The sequence below is a fragment of the Mycobacteriales bacterium genome (assembly GCA_035533475.1).
Taxonomy (GTDB): Bacteria; Actinomycetota; Actinomycetes; order DATLTS01; family DATLTS01; genus DATLTS01.
On record DATLTS010000031.1, the window covers coordinates 1 to 25258 of the forward strand.

Here is a 25258-nt window from a genome sequence, read left to right on the forward strand (position 1 = left end):
CTTTGTCAGGGCTGCTCCCACCCACCCCGGCACCTCCCGAAGCAGGCTGCCCTCAGCTTCACCGCCCTGCTGCGACAGGGCCAGCGGCGAAGGTCTCTCACCTCCTACTCAAACAGCAGCGCCTCACGGCGCACGTGGATCGAGGCTTAGCGGGTGGGATGCCTGGCGGGGCGAGAGGACAGAACTTCGTCGGGCGCCAGAGCACCGAGCGTTAGGTCACGCGCAACGTCACTGAGCCGGAGATTGTGATTGCGGGCGTAGCTCCGCAGCTTGGTGAACGCCGCATCCATGTCCAGCTGACCGTGAGCGGCAAGCAATCCCTTGGCCTGCTCGATGACGACGCGGCTGTTCAGCGCGGTCTGGAGCTGCTCACCCAACACGTTCCCGGCGACGATGGCTCGTTGCTGCAAGATACCTATCGTCGTCACGTCGGCCAGCGCTTGCGCCACCGGCAGATCGGCTTCCGGGATGCGTTGGCCTTCCGCATGGAAGAGGTTTAGCGCGCCGATCGTGTGCGAGCGTAGTCTCATCGGCAGGGCATGTACGGTGCGGAATCCCATTGCCAGCGCTTCGGGGACGAACCTGGGCCAGCGCGAAGCCTCAGCATTGAGATCTTCAACCGTGACCGGCATCCCACTCCGGTAGCACTCCAGGCAAGGTCCTTCATCGCTTTGCAGCTGGAAGACCTCGAGCAGGTGTGTCTGCTCGCTCGAGGATGCCATGACGCGCAAGTTTCCGCGTTGGTCACCGAGCAGCAGCCCGGCGGCGGTGGAATTCAGCACATCGACACAGGAGCGGACCAGCAGGTCGAGGACCTCCAGGACATCGAAATCCGCGACCAACGTGTCGGCCAGGCTCACGAAGGCCTCGGCGAGCTGCCGTTCCCGGGGAATGTCCGCTGCCTCGGTCACTTGACGAGCGTGGGAATCGTCGCTCATCGTGCCTATCCGTCCTCGAGATGGAACTGAATCATACCGGCGACGATGTCGCGCGCCAGGTCGGCCACCGAAATGTCACGGGCGAAGGCATACCCCCGCAGCCGGACAAAGGCCTCATCAATCCCCACCCCCAGCTGGGCCATCACCATCCCGGTGGCCTGGTGCACCTCCAGTCGGTAGGAGGCTCCGACCGGTCCGCCGTCACCACGGGCCGTCGTGTTTCCGGAGCGGAGGTCCAACAGCGAGACAGCCACCACGTCGGAGAGCTTCAGTGCGGCGGATAGCTGGGCCGGAGTCAGGGCGGTCGGCTCGACCCGGTAGAGATCGAGAGCGCCGATCCGGATCGCACCTATCTGGATCGGGAACGCGAACAGCGCCCGTACCCCGGCGACCACCGCGGCGCGACTGAACACCGGCCACCTGGATGCGTTTTCCGAACTCCTGGCGAGATCAGAGATCAAAACCGGGCCGCCGCTGTTGAACGCATCGATGCAGGGACCCTCCCCAAGGGTGAACTGCAATTCCTCCACCTGCGACGCAACCTGGTCACTCGCGCAGACCGTGCCACGGTGTCCCGCCGGCGTCATAACCGAGATGCCCGCGCCGCTCATCCCAAGCGTGCGCACTGCCGCGCGGCAGACGAGTTCTGGCCCCGACAAGGCCCACGCGTCATCATCGGGCGGTTCTTCCAGGTCACCTAGCGTGGCGCTCACCAGACCCCCGTTCGGCCCGGGCCGGATGCCGGGTCGGCCGAGGACGGCACCGGATCCGGAGCCGGGCGGAGCTTGGGAGGGTCACCGGGTTCGCCACCGTCCTGACGGTAGTGTCGTGGGCTCCGGCGGCCCCACAGGGTCTGGGTCGGTGCGACCGACCGCACCTCGAAGCGAACGCTCTCCGCGTGCGGGAAACCCCACCATACCCCGGCCCCGCCCGACCCTGAGTCCGGCCGACCGCTCAAGAGCAATCCCGGCACCCAACGCGCGAGGATCCCGGTGGCAGTCCGAACCGCCCGTAACCCTCGCCCGGACGCCCGAAGCGTCGATTGCGCCGCAGCCCTCCGTCCGGAGGCAGTCGGAGAGGTCTAACTGGGCGGCGCGAAGGTGGCCGTGGTGGCGAGCGCGAGGGCGGCCACGCCGGCGATCACGGCGCACACCGGGGAGAGGGCTGCCCGGCGGACCGCCGGCCGCGAGCTGAGCGAATGACGCAACAGGATCAGCATGCCGGCCGCGGCCGCTACGGCCTCGAACGTGCTGGCCAAAATGTCTAACCCACCGAAGCCTTCGGTGCTGCCCGCTGCTGGGCCGAGCGGAATCGCGACCGTCCTCGTGAGCAGCCAGAGCAACACGATCGTCAGATTGCCAGCCACACCTACGACGATCAGTGGGCGGGACGCCCGAGTGATTAACAGCCCGGCGTAGCCCAGCTGGACAGTGGCGGCGAGAGCGAAGAAGACGCCGTAGAGGGTCGCCTCGCGGAAGTGGGCTGGCATGACCACGTAGTGCACTCCCGCAGCCGCGGCACTAGCCACCGCCATCAACGTGAGCAGGATGGCTCCCCACTCGACTCCGCCCCCAGTTTCCCCAGGCGTCACGACCGTTGGGGGCCTCTGCCGGTTCGACGGCGACATCTCGCCTTCAGGGCCGTTCGTAGCGCGGGTGTGAAGGTTTAGCTGCCCGGCGGCGGTCGTTGCCGCCTTTGAGGCTCGCCGATGTCTGCGCTCGACATGCTCGCCGGCCGCGATTCCGATCAGAGCGGTGACGAGGAACCCGGCTCCTTCGAGCAGATGCCAGAGATGACTAGCGAGCGGGAGGCGCGCGGATGCCGCGATGACGACGACGGCGGTTGCGGAGCCGAACACATCAGTCACTAACTACTAGTTTGGCGAAGTTCGGCGTGAGCCCGGTCGTGTGTGCCGGGCCGTGGCATGGGCGGCTGAACCGTCGCAGCTGGGAGTGCGTCGAGGATGTGACCGATCTCGCCACCAGGCATGGGGCGGCCCAGCAGGTAGCCTTGCACCTGGTCGCTGTGCATCGCTTTGAGCACGCTGAGTTGGGTCGTTGTCTCCGCTCCTTCCGCGGTGACGGACATGCCAAGGGCGTGGGCCAGTTCGATGATCGCTAGCACGATCTGGGCGTTCGGACTGTCGGTGTCCAGGTCGCCGACGAACGACCGGTCGATCTTGACCGACGTAACCGGAAGCTGCCTGAGATAGCTCAACGAGGAGTACCCGGTGCCGAAATCGTCGAGGGCGAGGGAGACCCCCAGGACGCGCAGCGCGTTGAGTGTGGGCATGGTGGCGTCGAAGTCCCGAATCACGGACCCTTCGGTGATCTCCAGGCACAAGGACCACGGATGGAGGCCGCTCTCTTGCAGCGCCTCAGCCACTGTGTCGACCAGGGTGCGATCTACGAGCTGGCGTGGGGAGAGATTCACCGCGATGGTCAGCGGTGTCCGGTCCGGAGCCAGGGCGTGCCAGGCGGCGGTCTGTCGGCACGCGGCCCTAATCACCCACGCCCCGAGGGGCATGATCAGGCCGGATTGTTCCGCCGCCGTGATGAATTCTGCCGGTGGGAGGAGTCCCCGGGTGGGATGGGCCCACCGGAGCAGCGCTTCGGTGCCGACCAGCCGTTGGGTCGGGAGGTCGAAGATCGGCTGGTAATGCAGCTCGAACTGCTGCTCGTCGAGGGCAATGCGCAGTTCCGCTTCCAGCTCGGTGCGACGAAGGGCCGCGGAGTGCAGCATCGGCTTGTATTCAGCGACTTGGCCGCCTCCGCTGCGCTTTGCTTCGTACATCGCCAGATCGGCATTGCGCAGCAGGTCCGCGGCGGAGCTGGTATCCGGCTCAGCAAACGCCAGTCCGATGCTGGCGAAGGAGGCCAGCGTGATCTCTCCGATTCCTACCGGTTCCTGGAATGCATCCAGGATCCGTCGGGCGGTGTCCGTCGCGGCTTGGCGACAGCTCACGCCGGTCAGGACGACCGCGAACTCATCTCCGCCGAGGCGGGCCAGCAGATCCCCCACGCGCAACTGGCTTCGCAGGCGCTGTGACAGGGCTTGGAGCAGTAGATCTCCGACGTGGTGACCGAACCCATCATTGGCGTCTTTGAAATTGTCGAGGTCGACGAAGAGCACCGCGGTCGTTCCGCGCGCACGCCCATCGAGGAGCTTGTCGAGTGCGTCCAGCAGACACACCCGGTTCGGTAGCCCGGTCAAGCCGTCGTGTAACGCTTCCTGCTCGGTGAGACGCCAGCTCAGGACATTCGCGATGCTGGCGGCGAGGACGAACCCGCCGTGGATGGCGGCCCATTTCCACGGGTGGGCGATGTCCGCTGCGTTGTTGTAGACCGCACGGGGGTCCAGCGCGCCGACCACCCCGTGTTCGACCACGACGTAGGCGAGGGCGAGTAGGAACGGCAGCCATGCCTGGTACAGGGTTAGGAAGGCAAGGATGACAAAGAACTGGAAATGGGCCTCGATCGACCCACCGGATAGGTGGACCAATACCGATGCTGCGATCACGAGGCCGATCGAAGTGCTGGCGGACCGGATATTGCGGCTGAGCCGGGGCACCATGGCCACCGACGCCGGTAGAATCAGGACGGCCACCTGCACCGCTGCGCCGAGCGGGCCGTAGCCACGGATCAGTGCGAAGAGGTACAGCGCTGGAAGGTGGCCCCAGAGGAGCCAGGTCAGGCCGCGGTGGCGTTGCTGCCACACTTCGTCCGACAGCCGGCGACCCTCCGGTAAGAAGTGTGGCCGGTGCGGCGGCCAGAAGCGCGCGGGAACCGGCATGCCGCCGCGGTCCTCCGACTGCGCGACGGCATGCTCGGCGGGCGAGCTGGTCTGCCGGTTCAATGCATCGCCTCCCCGGCCGCGCCGGTTCCAAGCCGTCGAGGGCTCTTCCAGCTGGGTCGGTCCCTCGGAGTCCCCGCTGAAGCAACCGGTGGCATAACCGCTCAAAATGACTACTTCTGGGCATGTCCGCTCGGCTTCCACCGCAGCGGCTTGGCTCGCCGGTGGCGTGAAGACCGCTGCTGCCGCATGCCGGCCGGCACCGCCGTCGGCGACGTGCCTTCCTGGCCCCCCCGGGCGGCGGGCCGCACTCGGAATCAGGTGTACAGCATGCGGCCCGGTGCGAGGAGTTGCTCGGAATCCGGGTAGATCTGCCGTGGCCCATCCGTCTGGTCCGACATCAATGGGGCGAGCCCGGCGGCGGACCTGGGTTGGGAGAAGTGGAAGCCTTGGTAGGCGTCACACCCGAGCGCCAAGATCGTTTGGTACTGGCTGCTGGTCTCGACACCTGCGGCCACGATGGTCATGTCCAGGCCGTGGGCCAGCCCGACGATCGCCGTGACCATGAGGCGAGTTGTTGGGTCGCGGTCGAGGTCCGCGGTTATCGACCGATCGATCTTGACGACGTCGAACGGGAACTTTCTGAGATAGCCGAGTGACGAGTATCCGGCGCCGAAGTCGTCGAGCGCCAGCCGCAGGCCGAGACGTTTGAGTTGGTCGAGCACGACGAGTGCTCGGGCGCTGTCCTGGATGAAGACGCTCTCGGTCACCTCGAGCGTCACCAAGCCGGGCTCGGTGCGCGTGTCGGCGAGCAGCGTGCTAATCGCGGCAGCTAGCCCAGGGGCCATGAGTTGGTGGGCGGAGACGTTGACCCAGATTCCAAGCTTTTGGGGGTCCCGACCCTGCCAACGGCTCCGGTCCCGGCAGGCGCGGTCCAGTACCCAGCGCCCGATCTCGGCGATGAGGCCGGATCGCTCCGCGAGGGGGACAACCGTTTCGGGCGGCAGGATACCGAGAACCGGATGATGCCAGCGGAGGAGGGCTTCGACACCGATGATTCGGCCCGCCGCCGTCGCCACGATCGGCCGGTACTCCGTGCGCAGCTCTCCGCGGGCCAATGCGCCGTGTAGATCGTGGCGCAGGCTAGCTCTCTCGTTCGCGGCGCGGTCGTCGCGTAGGTCGATGGTGGCGTGGCAGGCGCCACCCTTGCGCTTGACCTGGTACATCGCCATGTCCGCGTCTTGAAGCACTCGTTCCGGGAAATCGTCATCCCGGTCGCTGAAGGCGATGCCGACGCTGGCGCTTACCTGGACCTGGATACCGGACAACACGAAACTCCGGGCCAACGCCCGATCGATCCGGGCGGCGAGGGGTTCGACCTGCGCTGGCCCGTCGAGGTCCTCGCACAGAATGACGAACTCGTCACCGGCCAGGCGCGCCAGGGTGTCGCCGGGCCTTAGCAGCCCGGTCAGCCGCTCGGCGACGGCGATGAGCAGCTCATCACCCACATGGTGCCCATAGGCATCATTGATCAACTTGAACTTGTCGAGATCGGCGAACAGGACCGCCAGCGTCTTTTCGGAACGGCGGCCGCGCAGAATCGCGTGGTCGAGTCTCTGAAGGAGAAGCGCCCGGTTCGGCAATCCGGTCAATGCGTCGTGGAGGGAGCTTTGCTTAGCGCGTTCGGACGCTTCCCGAAGGTCGTTGCGCGCCCTAGCGTTCAAAAGGTATGCGGTGGCTACATCGGCCAACGTTTGGGCCGCCGCCATTTCCTCGGCGGTCAACGACCCGGCGCTCGTCCGGTACAGGTCGAGGGCTCCGAGCGGCTGGTCGCCATGGCGGAGTGGAAAGGTGAAGACCGCCACGAGGCCTTCCTCGAGTGCGCGAGACGCGAACACCGGAAACCGGTCATCCTCGTTCAGATCGGGAACTGCGACTGCCTCCCCCGATCCGTAGGCTGCAAGGCACGGCCCCTCGCCCAGCTCGGTTTGGAGTCGCTCGAAGCGCAGTGCTGAGTCGTCCGAAGCGGCCACATACCGGGGATCCGCGCCGGGCGAGATCAACGTCACCCCCGCCGCGCTGATCGGCAGTATCTCGACGATCCGAGCGACCAGGTGATCGAGGATGGCCTGGATTGGGAAGTCCGTCACCAAGGTCCGGGCGAACTCGCTGAGCACGTCGGAAAGTTGTCGCCTAGCTTCCATCGGCCCCCTCCGGCACGCGAGACGCGCGCCGCTGGGACCAGGCGACGACAATCGACAGTTACGACGAAAAGTGTACTCCTACGTGTCGAGTTGTGCCCGAGTGACGCTTTCCGCACGAGGCGCCCCGGGCCGGTCCCGTCCGACCTGCGGCCCGCGGGTGTCGGCGGCCACCTCGCCGCTGCGTAGACGTACCCGCCGCCGCGCCCGGCAGGCGACCTCCTCGTCGTGGGTGACGAGGACGACGGTGACCCCCTGGTCCTCGGACAGGCGGACCAGAAGATCGACGATTTCCCCTGCGGTCGCCGAGTCCAGATTGCCGGTTGGTTCGTCGGCGAGCACGACCCGGGGCCGGTTCGCTAGGGCGCGTGCGATCGCGACGCGTTGTTGTTCCCCGCCGGAGAGCCGGGACGGCAGGTGGCCGCGACGGTCGGCAAGTCCGACCTGATCGAGCAACTCACTGACGCGGGCCGCCCGCTCCTCCCGGGAACCCCCACGCGGCAACATCGGCACCTCGACGTTCTCCGCGGCGGTGAGCGTCGGGATCAGGTTGAACTGCTGGAAGACGAAACCGATCGCCTCGCTGCGCAGCCGGGTGAGGGTCCGGTCGCCGGCGTCAGCGAGCTCGTGTCCGTCGAATCCGACCCTTCCCGATGTCGGGGTGTCCAGCGCACCCAAAAGCTGCAGCAGCGTGCTCTTACCTGAGCCGCTCGGCCCTTCGACCGCGAGGAGCTCGCCCCGGTCGATCGTCAGGTCCACCTTGCGAAGCGCGTGCACGGTGGCCCCACCTCGGTCGTATCGACGTTCGACCCCCTCCAGCACGTAGAGCGGACCGTCGGTCACCGTTGGCTCCCCATCGCGGGATCGATCGCTACTCATCCGAGGTCCCGCAGAGCGACCACCGGCGAGAGCCGGGCGGCCCGCCAGCCGCCGACCGAGCCGGCGAGGAGTCCGCCCATCACCGCACACCCCATCCCGAGCGCGATCGTGGCCAACGAGATCGGTGCCGTTAGGTGAATGATTGTCGTCACGGCCGTGGGCGGTGCCTGGTGGAACAGCGCCGACACCGAGGACGCGCCCGCCGCGACGCCGGTGCTCGACGCCGTCAAAGCCGGCGAGAAGGCATGCACCGCGGCGGCCACGACAAAGCCAGCAGCGACGCCGATCGCCCCCCCGAGCACCCCGATACCGACCGTCTCGGCAAGCACCTGCCGAACGACTCGCCCGCGCGACCACCCGAGTGCGCGGAGAGTGCCGATCTCGCGTACCCGTTTGGCCACCGAGGAGAGCGTAAGTAGCACCGCGATGACGAAGGCAGCGGCAAGGACGATGAGCGCAAGCGCGCCGCCGAGGCGGGAGGCGAGCTGCTGCGCGTTGTGCAGGCTGCCGGTGACGCCATCGGCGAGGCTCTTGGCGGTCACCACCTGGGCACCGGGCAAGAGGGCGGCAAGGCGGGCAGCGACCCGGTCGACGTCGGAGGCGCTTGCCACCTTCACGAGCACCTCGTTGACCCGCCCGGATTTGCTCGACAGCGACTGTAGGGTCGACAGCGGGAAATACAGATCGGCGGTGTTCCCGGTGAGGGTGGGGTTAACCAGACCCACGACCCGGTAGGACTGCCCGTTGATCGGCAGATCAGCCCCGACGGCGAGGGCCTTTTTGGTCGCGTAGGCCGTGTTGACTAGAACCTCGTCGGGTGCGGAAACCGACAACCACGAGCCCGCCGCGAGCTGCGCTCGGGTCACCAGACCCGCGTCCGGTGAGGCCGGGTCGATGCCGGCGGCGGTGTAGCTCTGACTGGCCGTGTCGGTTGAGGGGGGGTTGACGATCTGCTGGATAGTACGAAGCGGCGCCGTGACGGTGGCGTTGTACTGCTGGAAACGCGCCGGCAGGCACTTTTCGAACGCCCCGGCACCGAAGCCGCCGAGGCCGCCGCCCCCTTTCCGACCGCCCCCGGCAGGCGCCGGGCCAGCCCCCCCGCCGCCGGTTCCCCCGCCGAAACCGCCGCTCGCCTCGATGCAGCTTCGCAGCGCGGCCCGTTCGGCGTCGGTGAGCGGCGCGGGGCGAGCGGTGGCGGTGAGCGTCTCACCACCGGTGCGGATGCTGGCGACGATTTTAGGCACGGTGCCCGTCTCGTGCTGTGCCAACAAGGTCAGCCCGCCGACGGCTGAGGTTACGCCGGGCACCGAAGCGACCTCTGCGATCGCGGCCGACGGGAACGTCAGCAAGGTCCCGGGTAGGAAGAAGTCGCGGGTGAACCGGGTGCCCGGTTTACCGAGCTTCGACAAGTCCGTGATGACCGAGCTGTTCTCGCTGAGCAGCGCCGCGGTGTCCGCGGCATTGAGCGAGGCGAGGGCCCCCCCGCCGGCACGCCCGCCTCCCGGGCCACCGCCCTGGGCGAAGAATCCGCCGCCACCCGCCTGGTTCGGCGCGGGCGAGGCCGGAGTGCTTGGCGTTGCGCCGCTCGCGGTTGGTGCGACCGTTCGGGTCACCAGGATGTCGGTCCCAACCGATGCCAGGGGCGACAGCACCTTGTGCTGCGCCTGATCGAGCCCCTGCGAGACCCCGACGATGCCCATCACGAGGCCGACCCCGGACGCGAGGCCGAGCGCGGTGAGAATCGTCCGGGATCTGCGACGGCGAAGTTCATTCATGGCGTAGCTGAAGCGGCGCACGTGTACTCCGGTCCTCCGAAAGGGCACCAGAGGTGTTCGTACAGCGGATTCCTGAGCCGAACCTGAATTCAGCCGGCAGGGTCGGTCGATCAGGCGACGGACGCCGATTCGCGCCCGGTCAACGTCGGAGGTTCCAACGGAAAGTGACATTGGTCGATCGCGATCCGGCCGCCACCCACCGGTCCTGGCCGGCGGCCCATCGACGCCCGGCGAAATCCACCTGGCTCAAGCCGAATTCCGCAGCGTGTCCGACGAGCCAGCTGGCCACCGTCCACCCGCGGGCGGCTGGGAGGGGCGTCCCCAGGGTGGCCGAGCCCAACTCGTCGGACATTGCGGTCGCGAGCGCGGTTGCAGCACCGGGGGGCGGGCTCGTGGGCGGGATCGAACAGCTGAACGCCGCCGGGACCTCCCCGGTCAGCGCTTCGGCGAGGGTGCGGGCCTCGGCTTCCCAGACGGCGTAGGCGTCCGGGGTGGCGCTGTGCTGCACCAGTTGGGCGGCCTCGGTGACGGGTAGGGTCTCCCAACCGGTGACCAGCGCGAGATGTTGGTAGAACGCGGAGGCCGCATAGACCGGGTTGAGCAACTCCGGCTTGCTGCCCCAGCCCTGCGAGGGACGCTGTTGGAACAGGCCCACCGAATCCCGGTCGCCACTTCCTAGATCGTGCAAGCCGGATTCCTGCAGCGCCGCGGCGAGTGCCACGGTCACCGCGTGGTCCGGTAACCCCCGGCTCTTGCCGATCGCCGCAATCGTCGTCGCGTATCTCGCTTGCTCCTGGTCGAGCAGATAGCCCGCCGACCCGGTCGTGACCCGGCAGAACGGGGCTTCGTGGGGGCCACGGTTATCCAGCACGAGCACGCCCGCTATGGCTGCCGCCACCGCGACAGCGGAGGCGAGGAGGAGCCTCGTTCGTCCCCGGCGCGGCACTCGCTCAGGCTAGGTGGCGTCGCCGCGGTTCTCGACGATGGCCCCGGGCTCGCCGGCACCGATCGGGCTGCGATTACGCCAACCGGCGTAGCTGCCAAGCCCGAGAGGTGATCTCTTCTAGTCATTCTCGCGGGCAGGGCTGGCCCTCGGGGTGCCCGGTGCGCCACAGTTTGGCCTGTCAGCCTAAAACGTAACTGTTCCGGCGCCCACTCCGGGGAGAGGAAACAACGTGATCACCTCGCGGCGCCGCGAGCTGTCCTCGGACGAGTCCGGGTTCACCTTGGTGGAGGTGCTGGTCGTCGTAGTCATCATCGGCATCCTGGCCAGTATCGCCATCGCGGCGTTCCTCAAGACCCGCGAGAATGCCTATGCCGGCCAGGCCAAGAGCGACCTGCGCAACCTGGCCTCCGCCGAGGAGTTCTACCTCGGCGACCACGACCAGTACATCAGCGGCGGGGCCGCCGAGCTGGCCGCGGAGGGCTTCAGGCAGACGGTCGGCATCAAGCTCGGTGTCGGCGTAGTCGCGAACACCGGGTACTGCGCGGCCGCCCTGGCCCCGGACGGCAGTTACTACTGGTGGGACAGCGAGGCCGGTGGCCTCCAGTCGGTAGCCACGCCGAGCCTGTCACCACCGGCCACGGCCGGCGGAGCCTGCGCAGCCGCCCCACCGACCAGCTTGGGCTAGCGGCCGACGGGCGGTCCGTCATACCCCGGCCGTTCATCTGCGCGTGCTCGCGCCGATCGGGACCCGACGCGGATTCGGCTCGATGAACGCCCGGGTCGTGGGAGTCAGCAGACAGGCGAGGATGCCCAGCAGCACAACGAGCTGCACGGCCTGCTCGGCGTGGAAGACAGCCGGATAGGGCCTGGTCAACAGAAACAGCATGCCTAGCGCCCCTGCCCCGGACAGCCACACCATCCGGCGCCAGACCCGCCAGCGACCCTGGCGGAGCCGAACGATGAGGAAGACGTAGAGCACACCCACCGCGACGTTGGCCACCACGCGCACGTACAGGGCGGTACGAAACGTCTGCCGCGCCAGCCGCAAGTCCGTTCCGGCGGCGAGGTGCCGGAGAGCCACCCGCGCGAGTTGGTCGAAGTCGGCGAGTGCGAGAACCGTCACCGACACGCTCAATAGCAGGTTGACGACGAGAAGCAGCGACGCGACCGACACGGCGGTCGGCACTGGTCCAGGCGACGCGTGCCCGCTCCGCTCGCGGGGGGAGGAGTCCCACGTCGGCCCGGACCAGGGTTGAAGGCCCGAACCGGCGGGACCCGGCGCCGGCTGGGGGTCGGGTGGCCGCGGGTCGTCGCCAAAGGACATGCCGGGAGCGTACGGGCCGGAGGTGGCTGATCGCGGGCGGCGGGCGTGGGCTGTCGGGACGAGCTACCGCGAAACCCGGTAGCGGCGGCGACACCCGGTGCCTACGGTGGCCAGGTGGGCCTCCCGAAAAGCTTGGCGGCGCTCCGGGAGCGGAACTACCGGCTGCTGTTCTTCGGTCAGGTCGCCTCGGTCGTCGGCGACAACATGACGCCGGTGGCGCTGAGCTTCGCCATTCTCGACCGGTCCGGCAATGCCCGCCAGGTCGGCGTGGTGCTGGGCGCGTCCACCGTCGCCATGATCGTCTTTTTGCTCGGCGGCGGAATCATCGCCGATCGGATCCCCCGCCGGCTGGTCATGTTGAGCTCCGACGTCCTGCGATTCCTGGCCCAGTCGCTGACCGCTGCGCTGCTCATCGACGGGCACTGGCACCTGTGGCAGCTCGTCGCGCTACAAGTGGTCTGGGGCGCGGCGGCGGCGTTCTTCTTCCCGGCCATGACCGGCCTGGTGCCCGAGGTGGTCAGTCAGCACCGGCTCCAGCAGGCCAACGCCCTGCAGAACCTGTCCTGGTCGATCGGTGCGGTCGCGGGGCCGGGTCTGGCCGGCCTGCTGGTCGCGACCACCGGAGCCGGCGCCGCGGTTGCGGTAGACGCGGCTACCTTTCTGGTCAGTGCCGGCACGCTGTTCCGGCTCCGGCTGCCTGCGCGGACCGCCCGGAACGGGAGGTCCACCGCGCTCGGCGACTTGCGGGACGGTTGGCGGCTCTTCCGCTCGAAGACCTGGCTCTGGGTCATCGTCCTGCAGTTCTCGTTGTGGCACATGCTCGTCTACGCCCCGGTCATCGTGCTCGGCGCGGTTGTCGCCAAGGAGCATCTGGGAGGGGCGGCTGCGTGGGGCACGATCCTCGCCGTCTTCGGGATCGGCTCGGTGCTCGGCGGCGTGGTGGCGCTGCACGTGCGCCCGCGCCGCCCGCTGCTCGTCGCGACGTTGTGCACGTTGGGGTTCGCTCCGACGCCGGCGCTCTTGGCGGCCGTCGCCCCGGTCCCGGTGATCGCCGCGGGGGCCCTGCTCGGCGGCGCTGGTTTCGCCATGTTCGGCACGCTGTGGGACACGACCCTGCAGCGGGAGATCCCGCGCGAGATGCTGTCCCGGGTCAGCTCCTACGACTGGCTCGGATCACTCGCCCTGCTGCCGGTCGGCTACGCGCTGGCCGGCCCCATCGCGGCGACACTCGGGGTGTCCACCACCTTGTGGTTGGCAACCGGCTGGCTGGTCGCGACCACCCTTGGCGTTCTGGCGGTTCCGGCGGTCACCGGTCTGCGCTGGTCACCCCCGATCGCGACGGTGACCCCACATGCGGCTCGGGCCAACCCGCTCTGGCCCCGGCCCGAGGAGCCCGGTGCCCGCCAGGACGGGCCATCGTCGGGCGACGAGGTCGCCGCCGCTGACTGACGGTGGAGGTCCGCGGTCGACCTGCGCGGACGAATTGCCGTCCGGCTGGAACCGATCGTCTGAGAGGATCCGCCAACGCGCTCCCGAGGCTGAAGGTCGTGGCCGGTTGGTGCGCCGAGTGAGAGAGAGGGCGACCGGATGCACAGTGACGGGCAGCGGGCCGGGCCGGGTTCGGTCGGGCGCGATGCCCGGAATCAGGAGACGCCCAACCTCGTGCCGGCGGCCACTTGCCCGTCGGTGGCCGAAGCGGGCTGATCCGTGGCTGCCGGAGCCCCGACGATCGTCGCGACGAGCATCGGATTCTTCTCACGGGAGCGCAATCCGTGGGATTGGCGCCCCGGCCCGATTTTCGACCTGACCTTCGATCTCGCCGGGCGGCCGGACCGGCCGCGACTGTGCTTTCTCGGCACTGCGACTGGCGACAACCCGCTCTACATCAGCGCCGTCTACGGAGCGTTCGCTGGCAGCGACGTTCGGGTTTCGCACCTCACGCTGTTCGCAATGCCCAACGTCGAGGACGTCCGTTCGTACCTGCTCGCTCAGGACGTCATCTGGGTCGGCGGTGGAAGTGTGGCCAACCTGCTCGCGGTGTGGCGAACACACGGCCTCGACGAGGTGCTGCGCGAGGCGTGGCAGTCCGGTGTCGTCCTAGGTGGGGTGTCGGCTGGATCGCTGTGCTGGCACGTCGGAGGGACAACGGACTCCTTCGGACCGGAGTTGCGTCCGGTGACTAACGGCCTCGCCTTCCTCCCGACCTCGAATGGCGTGCACTACGACAGCGAGGAGCAGCGGCGCCCGCTCTACCACCAGCTGGTCGCCGACGGGACGCTGCCGTCCGGCTACGCCACCGACGACGGCGTCGGCCTTGTCTACGTCGAGGAGACCCTCGCCGAGGTGGTCGCGGACCGCCCGAACGTCGCGGCCTACCACGTGTACCGGGATCGCGATGGTCGGGCGAAGGAGGAGGCGATCACGCCTCGCCTGCTGCCGGGCGACTAGGCCCGCGACAGCCCGCGCCCGGACGGTCACCCGACGGTCCGCGCCCGGACGGTCACCCGACTTCCAGCGTGACCTCGACATTCCCGCGCGTCGCATTGGAGTACGGGCAGACCGCGTGCGCCGCCTCGACGAGGGTGCGGGCTGTGTCGGCGTCGAGGCCCGGGATGGTGACCCGCAGGTTCACGGCGAGGCCGAAGGCGCCGCCCTCGATGGTGCCGAGCGTGACGGAGCACTCAACCGTCGAGTCACCGGTCTCAACCTTCTGCCGCCGCGCGACCGTGGACAGCGCGCTCTGGAAGCACGAGCCGTACCCGGCCGCGAACAGTTGCTCGGGGTTGGTGCCCTCGCCGGGGCCGCCAAGTTCCTTAGGTGGCTTGATCGCGACGTCGAGCGAACCGTCGTCGGTTATGGCGCGGCCGTCCCGGCCGCCTACGACGGTGGCTCGCGCGGTGTACAGCGGCTTGATCAGGGAAGTGGTCACGTCATCCTCCGGATACCTCGGCTGAACGGTAAGCCTCGCACGATCGCGGCACCCGGCCGTGTGCGAGGCTCTAGCCCGTGGCCGAGCTCGTCTACCCTCCGGTGATCGCGGCTGCGCGCGGCGCCTTCCGGGCGCTCGGCCTGCACTTCGACCTCGGCGGCTGCGAGCAAATCCCGAGCACCGGCGGGGCGGTCCTGGCGAGCAACCACGTGAGCTACCTGGACTTCCTGTTTTGCGGGTTCGCGGCGCGCCCCTCCCGGCGGCTGGTTCGCTTCATGGCCAAAGACGAGGTGTTCCGCCACCGGATCGCCGGGCCGTTGATGCGCGGGATGCACCACATTGCGGTTGACCGCTCGGCGGGTGCGGGTTCCTACCTGGCCGCCGTCTGCGCGCTGCGCGCCGGGGAGATCGTGGGGGTCTTCCCCGAGGCCACGATCAGCCGGTCGTTCACTCTCAAGGAGTTCCGCAGTGGGGCCGCCCGGATGGCTTCGGAGGCGAACGTCCCGTTGATTCCAATGGTCACCTGGGGCGGCCAGCGGCTGCTGACGAAGGGGCGCCCACGCGACTTCACCCGCGGGCGCACTGTCGTGGTCCGGGTGGGCGCGCCCATCCCTCCCGGATCGCCCGATCCGGCTGCGGTCATGGTCGAGCTCCGGGAGCGCATGCAGGCGCTGCTGGTGGACGCCCAGCACGCGCATCCGGACCGGGCGGTCCCCGGCGAGGACTCGTGGTGGATGCCGGTCCACCTCGGCGGCACCGCGCCGACTCCGGAAGAGGCGGCCGCGCTGGACGGCGCGTCCCGGCGGACCCCTCCTCCCGGGTAGGCCCTGGACCACCGAGTGTGCAATTTCCGACGGTTTTCGACCCGGCCCCAGCGTGGGCGTCGGCGGAAATTGCACACTCGCGGGGGAGCGGGGCGGTGTCAGGACCCGTCCGTCGGGGAAAAGGCTGGGCGTGTCCACTGTGCTCGGCTTCGCGGCCCGGCTGCCCACGCTCGTCCTGCGGACCGGCTGGCGGGTTGCCGCGAGCGGTGTCTCCCTGGGTGGTTTCGCGATCCAACTGAGGCGTTCCGTGGTCGCCGGCCAGGCGACGAGCCGGCCGGGGGAGTGGCCCCCGCCGCGAACCCCGGGCGCCCGGCCACCGAACGAGCAAGCCGCTCGCCCGTCGGCGCGACGGCTTACCCCCGGGCCGACCGAGTCGGAGCCGGGCGGACCGGGCGCCGGTACTGACCGTCCTGGAGAACCAGATCTCCCGCCGAGCGGCCGAGCGGCCCAGCGGCCGAGCCGCCGAGCCAACCGAACACGAGGACCCGGCTAGCCGCTGAGCCGGGTCCCCGCGGTATCCGGGGAAGTAGCGCTCGATCTCGTCGAGCCGGAAGGCGCGCAGGATCGACGTCGCCGGCTCGCGGGCCAGCAGGAACTCGAACGACGCCCTGACCAGCCGCGCATCGGCAGTGACCTCGAGGACGAGGTCGACCGGCAGGCGCCGGGGTCTGCACCGCGTGCTCCGTCACGCGACCGGACTGACCGATCGTGACCAGGTAGCCGCCGACCAAGCAGGATCTCGACATCCACCAATCCAGCATGGCAGCGCCGATCTGGTGCACAATGGTGGGGCTACGGGCTGGAACGAGGCCGTCGGGGAAGGCGTCCCTCGTTCTCAGGAGGTTGTGGTGCCCGCTCGTGGCGTCCTCTACGTGCACTCCTGCCCTCCGGTGCTGTGCCCACATGTGGAATGGGCGGTGGCCGGCGTGCTCGGCGTGCCCGTCGAGCTCGCCTGGACCCCGCAGCCGGCTGCCCCCGGAGAACTGCGCGGAGAGGCCGGCTGGCGCGGTCGGGCCGGCACGGCGGGACGTATCGCCGCCGCGTTGCGGGGCTGGACGTTGCTGCGTTTCGAGATCACCGAGGAGCCGTCCGAGGGCGGCGATGGGGAGCGGTATGCGGTCACGCCCGATCTCGGTGTCTACCGCAGCGCCATGAGCGCCAGCGGTGACGTGCTCGTGCACGAGGAACGGTTGCGGTCGCTGCTGGGGATCGGCGGCACGGCGGTGGACCTCGTCGCCGGCCTGCACCGGTTGCTCGGCCGCCCGTGGGATGACGAGCTGGAGGTGTTCCGGCACGCCGGGGCCGGATCACCGGTGCGCTGGCTGACCCAGGCCGGCTGACCCAGGCCGGCTGACCCAGCCGCCGCGGCTACAGCGGGATGTTCCCGTGCCGCCCCCGCGGCGCCCTGGGGTCCCCCGTGCGCAGCGCCGCGGCCAGCTCGCTGCGGGTTCGGTCCGGGTCGATGATGGCGTCGAGGACGCCGAGCTCCATCGCCCGGGTGGTGCCACCGGCGAGCTGTTCGTGCTCGACCGCGAGCTCGGCTTCGAGGCCGGCCCGCTCCCCCTCGGCAAGCTCGGCCAGCCGCCGCCGGTGCAGGATCCGGACGGCGGCGACCGCGCCCATCACGGCGACCTCGGCGCCCGGCCAGGCCAGTACCTTCGTCGCACCGAGCGAGCGCGAGTTCATCGCGATGTACGCGCCGCCATAGGCCTTGCGGGTGACGACGGTTACCCGCGGCACGACCGCCTCGGCGAACGCGTGCAGCAGCTTCGCGCCGCGCCGGACCACCCCGTCCCATTCCTGCCCGACCCCGGGCAGGTAGCCCGGCACGTCGACCAGAACGACGAGCGGCAGCCCGAGGCTGTCGCACATCCGGACGAAGCGCGCGCCCTTCTCGGCCGCGGTGGCGTCGAGGCAGCCACCGAGCCGGAGCGGGTTGTTGGCGATCACACCGACGGCCCGGCCGCCGAACCGACCGAGGGTCGTGACGAGGTTCGCCCCCCACCTGGGGTGCAGTTCTACGCCGGGGGCGTCGAGCACGGTGTCGACGACCGGATGCACGTCGTAGGCGCGGCGCGCTGATGCGGGCAGCAGTCCGCGAAATCGGCGGTCGTCGACCACCCCGAGCGCACCCGGCCGGCCGAGCAGGCCGACGAGCCGGCGGGCCGACGCGCAGGCCGCGTCGTCGGTGTCCGACACCAGGTGGACGACTCCGCTGCGCCGGCCGTGGGGTTCCGGGCCGCCTAGTCGCAGCATGTCGACATCCTCGCCGGTGACGCTGCGCACCACGTCCGGGCCGGTGACGAAGATCCGCCCCGCCGGGCCGAGGATGACGACGTCGGTGAGGGCGGGTCCGTAGGCCGCCCCGCCGGCGGCCGGCCCGAGCACCACGGAGATCTGCGGGATCCGCCCGGAGGCCCGGGTCATCGCCGCGAAGACGCGGCCGACCCCGTCGAGGGACGCGACACCTTCGGCCAGCCGTGCCCCCCCGGAGTGCCAGAGCCCGACGATCGGCGCGCCCTGGGCGAGCGCGAGGTCGTAGGCCGCGCAGACGGTCGCGCATCCCTCCCGCCCCAGGGCGCCGCCCTGGATCGACGGCTCGGCGGCGAACACGACCGCGTCGACGCCGTCCATTCGGCCGAGGCCGGCGACCACGCCGCTGCCCGGCGTGTCCCAGATCGGCCGGAGCGATCCCTCGTCGCAGGCGGCGGCGAGACGGCTGTGCGCGGAGCGTGGGTCGGCGCCGCGACCGAGCAGCGCGGCCCCCGGCAGGGTGGCCGTCACCCGGCCGGCCGGAACAGCAGGCTGACGTTGTGCCCCCCGAAGCCGAACGAGTTCGACAGGGCGGCCGCCCCCGGCGGTAACGATCGCGGGTCGACCCGCACGAGGTCGAGGTCGATCTCGTCGTCCGGGTCGTCGAGGTTGCGGATCGCCGGTGCCCGCCCATCGCGGAGCGCGAGGATCGTCGCGATGGCCTCCACCGCCCCGGCCGCGCCGAGCAGGTGACCGGTCATGGATTTCGTGGCGCTGACGACCGCGCGGTCGGCGCCGGCGCCCAGCGCGGAGCGGATCGCCCGGGCTTCCGCGACGTCGCCGATCGGCGTCGATGTCGCGTGCGCGTTGACGTGCCCGACGTCGCCGGGCGCCGCCTCGGCGTCGGCCAGGGCCAGGCTCATCGCCCGGGCCGCACCGCGGCCCGTGGGCTCCGGCGCGGCGACGTGGTGGGCATCCGCGGTGATGCCCGCCCCGGCGAGCTCGGCGTAGACCGGCTGCCCCCGGGCAGCGGCGTGCTCGGCGGATTCGAGGACGAGAACCCCGGCCCCCTCACCGAGGACGAAGCCGTCGCGGGCCTTGTCGTAGGGCCGGGAGGCACGGTCCGGCTCGTCGTTGCGGATCGACAGCGCCCGCATCGCCGCGAAACCGGCGATCGGCAGCGCATGGATCGCCGCTTCGGTGCCCCCCGCGACGACCACGTCCGCCCGGCCGGCCCGGATCAGGTCGAGCCCGAGCGCGATCGCCTCGGCGCCGGACGCGCAGGCGGACACCGGGGCGTGCACCCCGGCCCGGGCCCCGAGCGCCAAACCGACGGTGGCCGCGGGGCCGTTGGGCATGAGCATCGGCACCGTGTGCGGGGAGACCCGGCGGGGCCCGAGCTCGCGGAGCACATCGTACTGGGCGAGCAGTGTCAGCACCCCGCCGATGCCGGAGGCGATCACAACCGCGAGTCGTTCCGGTTCCGCCTCCGGGCTCCCGGCGTCGGTCCAGGCCTCCCGGGCCGCGAGCAGCGCCAGCTGCTGGGACCGGTCGAGCGTGCGTGCTTCCACCCGGTCGAGCCGTTCGAGCGGCTCGACCGCGACCGGTGCGGCGATCCGGACCGGCAGGTCAGCGACCCAGTCGGTGTCCAGGGCCCGGACGCCGGACGCGCCGGCGAGCAGGGCGGCCCAGGTGGAGGGGGCGTCCGGGCCGATCGGCGTGAATGCGCCGAGGCCGGTGACGGCGACCGCGCGGGTCACGCCGAGACGCTGGAACGGCTGATGTAGGACACGGCGTCCCCGACGGTGCGCAGGTCCTTGACGTCGTCGTCCGGGATCCGGACGTCGAAGCGCTCTTCGGCCGCGACCACGATCTCGACCATGGACAGCGAGTCGATGTCGAGGTCGTCGCTGAACGCCGCCTCCACGACGACCCGGTCGGCGGGGACTCCGGTGATCTCGTGCACGATCTCGGCGAGCCCGGTGAGGATCTCCTGTTGCGACATTTCGATGCCTTCCTGTTGGGTGTTGCGGTCAGGGAACGCGGACGACCTGTCCGGCGTAACTGAGGCCGGCCCCGAAGGCCAGCAGAAGCGCGAGGCTGCCGGCCGGCAGCTGACCGTCGGCGAGCAGCCGGCAGAGCGCGAGGGGCACCGAGGCCGCGGAGGTGTTCCCGGCCTCGACGATGTCCCGGGCAACGACCGCGCGCGGCGCGTCGAGGGCCCGCGCCAGGGCTTCGATGACCCGCAGGTTGGCCTGGTGCGGGACGATCGCCGAAAGGTCGCCGGGGGCGATCCCGGCGAGTTCGCAGGCCTGGCGGGCCACCGGCGCGAGCGCGGACGTCGCCCAGCGGTAAACCGGCTGGCCGTCCATCTGCAGGAATCGCCCGTCGGCGGGGACGCCGATCAGGCCCGCCCGTCCGCCGTCGCTGCCCCAGGCCACCGGCCCGATCCCGGGCTGCTCTGCCGGCCCGACGACCGCGGCCGCAGCCCCGTCGCCGAACAGAATGGCCGTGGACCGGTCTTCCCAGTCGACCCAGTCGGACATGCGTTCGGACCCGATCACGACAGCGTGCCGGGCGGAGCCACCGCGCACCGCGTCGGCGGCGACCGACAGCGCGTAGCAGAAGCCGCCACAAGCCGCGTTGATGTCGAAGGCGGCGATCCCGTTGACGCCCAGCAGGTGAGCCACCTGCGGTGCGCCGCCGGGGATCGGCGTCGCCATGGTGCAGGTCGCGAGCACGAGGAGGTCGACGTCCGCCGGCGCGAGCCCGGACTCGGCGATCGCCTTCCCAGCCGCCGCGGCGGCCATCGCCACCACGCTCTCGCCCGGGCCGGCGATCCGCCGTGAGCTGATCCCGGTGCGGCTGCGGATCCACCCGTCGCTGGTGTCGAGGCGACCGGCGAGCTCGAGGTTGGTGACAACCCGGGTCGGCCGATAGTCGCCGAGACCGAGCAGCCGGGTGTGCGGCGCCCCGGCGCTGACCCTCACAGCCCGACCGGCTCGGGGTGCAGCCGGGCGAGCGGTTGGCCGGGGCCCACCGGGTCGCCGTCCTCGGCGAGCCATTCGAGGAGAACCCCGCCGTGCGCGCTTGCGACCGGCACGGTTTCCCGCCGGGCCTCGACCGACCCGACGACCGACCCGACGTCGAGCCGGGTCCCGGGGACGAGCGGATCGGGGCGGAAGGTGCCGCCGAGCGGGGCGACGACGACCCGCCAGGCCGGACCGGGCTCCCCGCGCACGCCGCGGTGGGATTCGATCAGACCGTCGGCGGCCGCCAGGTCCTCCGGGGTCCGGATGGCGAGGGTCACGACATCGGGGAGTGCTCGGCGGATCAGCCCGGTGAGGGTCCCGGCCGGCGGGAGCTCGAGCACCGCGGTGACCCCGAGGGCGCCGAGGGTGGCCATGCAGGCGTCCCAACGGACCGGGGCGCTGACCTGCGCGATCAGCCGCCCGAGGAGCTCGGGCCCGGAGGTGACCACCGCGCCGTCGGCGTTCGACACGACGGGGATCCGTGGATCGGCGACCGGCAGCGCGCCCGCCAGGTGCTCGAGGGTCCGCCGGGCGGGCTCCATAGCCGCGGTGTGGAAGGCCCCGGCTACGGCGAGCCGGCGGAGCCGGGCCCGGGCCGGCGGGTCGGCGGCAAGCTCGTCGAGAGCGGTGACCGGGCCGGCGGCGACGACCTGTCCGGCGCCGTTGACATTGGCCGCGATCAGGCCGAGCCGGGCGAGGGCCCCGGCCACCTCGTCGGGGTCTCCACCGAGGATCGCGGTCATCCCGGTGGGCGTCAGCGCGGCGGCGGCGGCCATCGCCCGGCCGCGGGCTGCGACCAGCCCCAGCGCGGTGTCGTCGCTGAGTGCACCGGACAGGGCGGCCGCCGTCAGCTCGCCGACGCTGTGCCCGGAAACGGCACCGAGACCTTCCGGCCAGTCCGGTGCACCGAGCTCCGCGGCGACCGCGAGGGCGCTGGCCACGAGCAACGGCTGGGCCACCGAGGTGTCGCGGATCTCCTCGTCGCCGGCCACCGTTCCGGCCCGGCGCAGGTCTACGCCGGTGAGCGCGCTCGCCCAGTCCAGTCGGGTGGCGACCCCGGGGAGTTCGAGCCACGGGTCGAGGAAGCCCGGGGTCTGGGCGCCTTGCCCCGGGCAGACGATGGCGAGCACAGGGTCCAGCCCATCGGACCTGGCGTGCCGGGGCAACCTCGACACCCACGAAGTCGAGCGAGGCTCTTTGGAGGTTTCCTACAAAACTGGCTTCTCGCCCGCCAGCCGGCCGAAGGCCAGGGCCAGCCGCAGGACGAATGCGGAACGAGGGTCCGAGGGGGAGTGCCCGGTGATCTCGGCCGACCGGCGGAGCCGGTAACGCACGGTATTCGGATGCACGAACAGCAGGCGGGCGGTGGCCTCGAGGGAGCCGGCGGATTCCAGATAGGCCGCCACGGTGTCTAAGAGGTGGCCGCCGGCGTCGGCCAACGGGGTGTAGACCTCCTCCAGGAGCGCCGTGACCGCCCCCGGGTCCCCGGCCAACGCCCGCTCGGCGAGCAACTCGGTCGCGGGAACGGGACGGGGGGCCCCGGGCCAGGCGGCGGCCGCCCGGAGCCCGCCGATCGCCGCGGCGGCCGAGGTCTCGGCCGTGGCCAGGTCGCTCACCGTGGGTCCGAGAACCACCGGTCCGTCGCCGAACTCGCCGGCCAGCAGGTCGGCCGCTCCGACCGGGTCGGCGGCGCCGACGATCACCACCAGCCGATCTCCCTGGAACCCGCCGAGGGCGTAGGCCCCGGCCCGGCGGGCCGCCCGCGCGATCGCGTCGAGGACGGCTTCCGGCTCGCCGGCCGGGGCGTGCCCGGCGAGCACCGCCACCGGGGTCCCGGCGCTCCAGCCGAGGGCCGCGGCCCGGGAGAGCAGGCCGGCGTCGGCCTCGCCCCGGAGCACCGCGTCGACCACCAGGGCCTCGAGCCGGGCGTCCCAGGCGCCGCGCTCTTCGGCGGTCCGGGCGTAAACGAGGGCGGTGGCGAAGGCGATCTCCCGGGAGTAGCGGAGCACGGCGACGCGGAGCAGGGCCTCGTCGCCCGGCGCCGCCAGGGTGGCGACGTGCTCCTCGATCGTGTCGATCGCGGCCCGGACCAGTTCGACGGTCTGCTGCAACGTCACCGATCTCGCCAACGCGCGGGGGGCGGTGCCGAATACATCGCCCGGCAGGCCGGTCCCTGGGGAGGGTCGGCGCAACCAGACGACGAAGCTGGCGATCCCGGCCTGCACGACGAGGCCGACCCAGGCCCGCTGGTCGGCGGGCATGGCCCGAAACCACGGCAGCGTCGCGTCCATCCGGGTGACCGCCTGGGTCGCGATCTTCCCGGCGGCCCGCTCGATTCGACGGGCGGTGCCGGCGGCGGTCATCGGCCCCCTCCCTGGCGTGGCTGCGCCCGTAGTGCATCACGATCTGAGGATGACCCCACGCCGGGACCCGGTGGCCGACCTGCGGCGGATCGCCTTCCTGCTCGAGCGGGCGCAGGAACCGACCTACCGGGTACGGGCCTTCCGCCGGGCCGCGGCGGCGGTCGCCGGACTGGGGGCGGACGAGCTGGACAGCCGGCTGGGGCTGGGGTCGCTAACCGAGTTGCCCGGAATCGGCGAGGTCACCGCCCGGTGCGTGCAGGAATCCGCCGCCGGCGAGGTCCCGGTCTACCTCCGCCGCCTCGAGGCCACCGGGGGACGCCCGGTCGCCGAGGGGGGAGCCGAGCTCCGGCAGGCGTTGCGCGGCGACCTCCATACGCACTCCGACTGGTCCGACGGCGGCAGCCCGATCGCCGAGATGGCCGGGGCCGCCCGCGATCTGGGGCACGGCTACCTCGCCCTGACCGACCACTCGCCCCGGCTGACGGTGGCCCGCGGGTTGTCTCCGCAGCGGCTCCGCGAGCAACTGCGGGTCGTCGCCGGGTTGAACGAAAAGCTTGCCCCGTTCCGGATTCTCACCGGGATCGAGGTCGACATACTCGACGACGGCGGGCTGGACCAGGAGCCGGAACTGCTCGACCGGCTCGACGTCGTCGTGGCCAGCGTGCACTCGAAGCTACGGATGCCGGCCGCCGAGATGACCCGGCGGATGGTCGTCGCGATCGCCAACCCGCGGGTCGACGTGCTCGGGCACTGCACCGGCCGGCTGATCGTCGGGCGCGGTCGCCCCGAGTCGGCGTTCGACGCTGAGCTCGTCTTCGAGGCCTGCCGCCGATTCGGCGTCGCGGTGGAGGTGAACAGCCGCCCGGAGCGTCTCGACCCGCCGAAGCGGCTGCTGCGGTTGGCGGTCGAGGCCGGCTGCCTGGTCGCCATCGACACCGACGCGCACGCGCCCGGCCAGCTCGACTGGCAGCCCTACGGCTGCGAGCGGGCGGCTGCCTGCGGGGTGCCGGCGGACCTCGTGGTCAACTCGTGGCCGGCCGACCGGCTGCTCGCCTGGACGGCGCGGGCGTCCGACTCAGGAGCTGCTCCGGGGTGACGGGATGAGCTCACGGAGCGGGAGCACGAGGGCATCGGTGAGGTTGTCGTCGACCGTATCGGCGACGAGGAGGGCGCAGGCCGCGTCGAGGCACAGGGCAAGCACCTGTTGCTCGGCGTCGGGGTCCTGGCGCACCCGACCGGCGGGTGGGCAGGTCAGGCAGATCCGGCCGATGCCCTGTGCCCCGCTGCGTCGGACCAGCATCCACAACCGCCGGCGAGACGTCAGGCAGGCGGCCTGCCAGGTCTCGTCCCGGGCCGCCTCCCGGACCCGGTCGTCGAAGCGCCCGGCTCGCTCCTTGAGGGTGCTGAACAGTTCCGCGGCCGCGGCGTCGTGGCAGCGGGTGGCAAGCAGCGGAAGCGTCGCGAGCACCGATTTCACCTGGGCCGCGTTCGGGCCCAGGTCCGGCTCGTCGACCGCGCTCACCGGGTAGACCGAACGCCAGGCCCGCATCAGGGCGAGGTACTCACCCCGGCTGAGGATCGGCCGGGCGTAGGCACCGGCGATCGCGTCGCGAACCGCCTTGAGGGCGACGGTCGTGACCTGCGGGTCGACACTGATGTAGTGCTCCTCGCCGGCGAGGTCGTCGGCGAACAACGCCTGGACCGCCTCGAAAGCGGCGAGGACCTCGAGGACGAGCGGGCTGTCGGCGTCCAGGGCCCGGCTGCGGGCGTCGGCGAGATAGACCGTGTTGTGCCACCCCGCGGCCAGCGCCGGAAGCTCGGCGTCGGTGACGTGCGGCAACTGGGCGAGCACGCCGAGGATCTCCGCGAGGTTGGGGTGTTCCTCGAGCGAGCTGGGGGCGGAGCGTCGCCGAACTGCCATCGTGCCTCCTGTGCCGGAGACCATCGTGGGAGATGCCGGAGCCCGCTGACGGCAACTTGTCCCGACTCGCCCGAAAACCGC

At 70.9% G+C, this 25258-nt stretch carries 22 protein-coding genes and 1 pseudogene; 6 read left to right on the top strand and 17 right to left on the bottom strand.

Features of this window, described 5'->3' with window-relative positions; genetic code table 11:
* Nucleotides 1–146: 146 nt before the first annotated feature.
* The 8 genes from VNG13_06270 to VNG13_06305 form a co-directional block, all read right to left on the bottom strand.
* The gene (locus tag VNG13_06270; GenBank protein ID HVA60126.1) at nt 147–938 is read right to left on the bottom strand and encodes a GAF and ANTAR domain-containing protein; all 792 of its coding nucleotides are present in this window, start codon (nt 936–938) and stop codon (nt 147–149) included.
* Nucleotides 939–943: 5 nt separating this feature from the next.
* Nucleotides 944–1651, bottom strand: coding sequence for a GAF and ANTAR domain-containing protein (locus VNG13_06275; protein HVA60127.1), 708 nt, complete (start codon nt 1649–1651; stop codon nt 944–946).
* A gap of 368 nt (nt 1652–2019) precedes the next feature.
* Entirely contained in the window at nt 2020–2805 is a 786-nt protein-coding gene (locus tag VNG13_06280; protein HVA60128.1) for a hypothetical protein, read from the bottom strand.
* Nucleotides 2805–4730, bottom strand: coding sequence for an EAL domain-containing protein (locus VNG13_06285; protein HVA60129.1), 1926 nt, complete (start codon nt 4728–4730; stop codon nt 2805–2807). Before VNG13_06285 ends, VNG13_06280 begins: the two co-directional genes overlap by 1 nt.
* A 317-nt stretch (nt 4731–5047) precedes the next feature.
* Complete coding sequence (locus VNG13_06290) at nt 5048–6934, bottom strand: EAL domain-containing protein (protein HVA60130.1); 1887 nt, start codon at nt 6932–6934, stop codon at nt 5048–5050.
* Nucleotides 6935–7012: 78 nt separating this feature from the next.
* The gene (locus VNG13_06295) at nt 7013–7774 is read right to left on the bottom strand and encodes an ABC transporter ATP-binding protein (GenBank protein ID HVA60131.1); all 762 of its coding nucleotides are present in this window, start codon (nt 7772–7774) and stop codon (nt 7013–7015) included.
* A 32-nt stretch (nt 7775–7806) separates the two neighbouring features.
* Complete coding sequence (locus VNG13_06300; protein ID HVA60132.1) at nt 7807–9606, bottom strand: ABC transporter permease; 1800 nt, start codon at nt 9604–9606, stop codon at nt 7807–7809.
* A gap of 118 nt (nt 9607–9724) precedes the next feature.
* Complete coding sequence (locus VNG13_06305; GenBank protein HVA60133.1) at nt 9725–10531, bottom strand: hypothetical protein; 807 nt, start codon at nt 10529–10531, stop codon at nt 9725–9727.
* A gap of 229 nt (nt 10532–10760) precedes the next feature.
* On the opposite strand from VNG13_06305, the gene VNG13_06310 reads away from it, so the two are divergent.
* Nucleotides 10761–11216, top strand: a complete 456-nt coding sequence (locus VNG13_06310) for a prepilin-type N-terminal cleavage/methylation domain-containing protein (protein ID HVA60134.1) — start codon at nt 10761–10763, stop codon at nt 11214–11216.
* Nucleotides 11217–11249: 33 nt separating this feature from the next.
* Here the strand turns inward: VNG13_06310 and VNG13_06315 are convergent, their stop codons facing one another.
* Nucleotides 11250–11717, bottom strand: a complete 468-nt coding sequence (locus VNG13_06315) for a hypothetical protein (GenBank protein ID HVA60135.1) — start codon at nt 11715–11717, stop codon at nt 11250–11252.
* 252 nt (nt 11718–11969) lie between these two features.
* Here VNG13_06315 and VNG13_06320 point away from each other — a divergent pair, with 252 nt between their 5' ends.
* Nucleotides 11970–13304 (top strand): MFS transporter, encoded by a 1335-nt coding sequence (locus tag VNG13_06320; protein HVA60136.1) that lies wholly within the window; start codon nt 11970–11972, stop codon nt 13302–13304.
* A gap of 258 nt (nt 13305–13562) precedes the next feature.
* Nucleotides 13563–14303 (top strand): peptidase E, encoded by a 741-nt coding sequence (locus VNG13_06325; protein ID HVA60137.1) that lies wholly within the window; start codon nt 13563–13565, stop codon nt 14301–14303.
* 52 nt (nt 14304–14355) lie between these two features.
* Here VNG13_06325 and VNG13_06330 read toward each other — a convergent pair whose 3' ends face one another.
* On the bottom strand, nt 14356–14769 hold the full coding sequence (locus VNG13_06330) for an organic hydroperoxide resistance protein (protein ID HVA60138.1): 414 nt from the start codon (nt 14767–14769) through the stop codon (nt 14356–14358).
* Between the two features lie 92 nt (nt 14770–14861).
* On the opposite strand from VNG13_06330, the gene VNG13_06335 reads away from it, so the two are divergent.
* On the top strand, nt 14862–15608 hold the full coding sequence (locus tag VNG13_06335; protein ID HVA60139.1) for a lysophospholipid acyltransferase family protein: 747 nt from the start codon (nt 14862–14864) through the stop codon (nt 15606–15608).
* 848 nt (nt 15609–16456) lie between these two features.
* Complete coding sequence (locus VNG13_06340) at nt 16457–16948, top strand: DUF3145 domain-containing protein (protein HVA60140.1); 492 nt, start codon at nt 16457–16459, stop codon at nt 16946–16948.
* 28 nt (nt 16949–16976) lie between these two features.
* On the opposite strand, the gene VNG13_06345 is transcribed toward VNG13_06340, so the two are convergent.
* The 6 genes and pseudogenes from VNG13_06345 to VNG13_06370 form a co-directional block, all read right to left on the bottom strand.
* On the bottom strand, nt 16977–18380 hold the full coding sequence (locus VNG13_06345; protein ID HVA60141.1) for a carboxyl transferase domain-containing protein: 1404 nt from the start codon (nt 18378–18380) through the stop codon (nt 16977–16979).
* Nucleotides 18381–18388: 8 nt separating this feature from the next.
* Nucleotides 18389–19621, bottom strand: coding sequence for a beta-ketoacyl-ACP synthase II (fabF, locus tag VNG13_06350; protein ID HVA60142.1), 1233 nt, complete (start codon nt 19619–19621; stop codon nt 18389–18391).
* Entirely contained in the window at nt 19618–19872 is a 255-nt protein-coding gene (locus VNG13_06355; GenBank protein ID HVA60143.1) for an acyl carrier protein, read from the bottom strand. Before VNG13_06355 ends, fabF begins: the two co-directional genes overlap by 4 nt.
* A 22-nt stretch (nt 19873–19894) precedes the next feature.
* Nucleotides 19895–20851, bottom strand: a complete 957-nt coding sequence (locus VNG13_06360) for a beta-ketoacyl-ACP synthase III (protein HVA60144.1) — start codon at nt 20849–20851, stop codon at nt 19895–19897.
* 281 nt (nt 20852–21132) lie between these two features.
* Nucleotides 21133–22023, bottom strand: a pseudogene (locus VNG13_06365) (ACP S-malonyltransferase).
* A 78-nt stretch (nt 22024–22101) separates the two neighbouring features.
* Complete coding sequence (locus VNG13_06370) at nt 22102–23256, bottom strand: helix-turn-helix domain-containing protein (protein HVA60145.1); 1155 nt, start codon at nt 23254–23256, stop codon at nt 22102–22104.
* 49 nt (nt 23257–23305) lie between these two features.
* On the opposite strand from VNG13_06370, the gene VNG13_06375 reads away from it, so the two are divergent.
* The gene (locus VNG13_06375; protein HVA60146.1) at nt 23306–24352 is read left to right on the top strand and encodes a PHP domain-containing protein; all 1047 of its coding nucleotides are present in this window, start codon (nt 23306–23308) and stop codon (nt 24350–24352) included.
* On the opposite strand, the gene VNG13_06380 is transcribed toward VNG13_06375, so the two are convergent.
* Nucleotides 24332–25177, bottom strand: coding sequence for a hypothetical protein (locus VNG13_06380; GenBank protein ID HVA60147.1), 846 nt, complete (start codon nt 25175–25177; stop codon nt 24332–24334). The two genes, VNG13_06375 and VNG13_06380, sit on opposite strands and share 21 nt — an antisense overlap.
* Nucleotides 25178–25258: the final 81 nt, after the last annotated feature.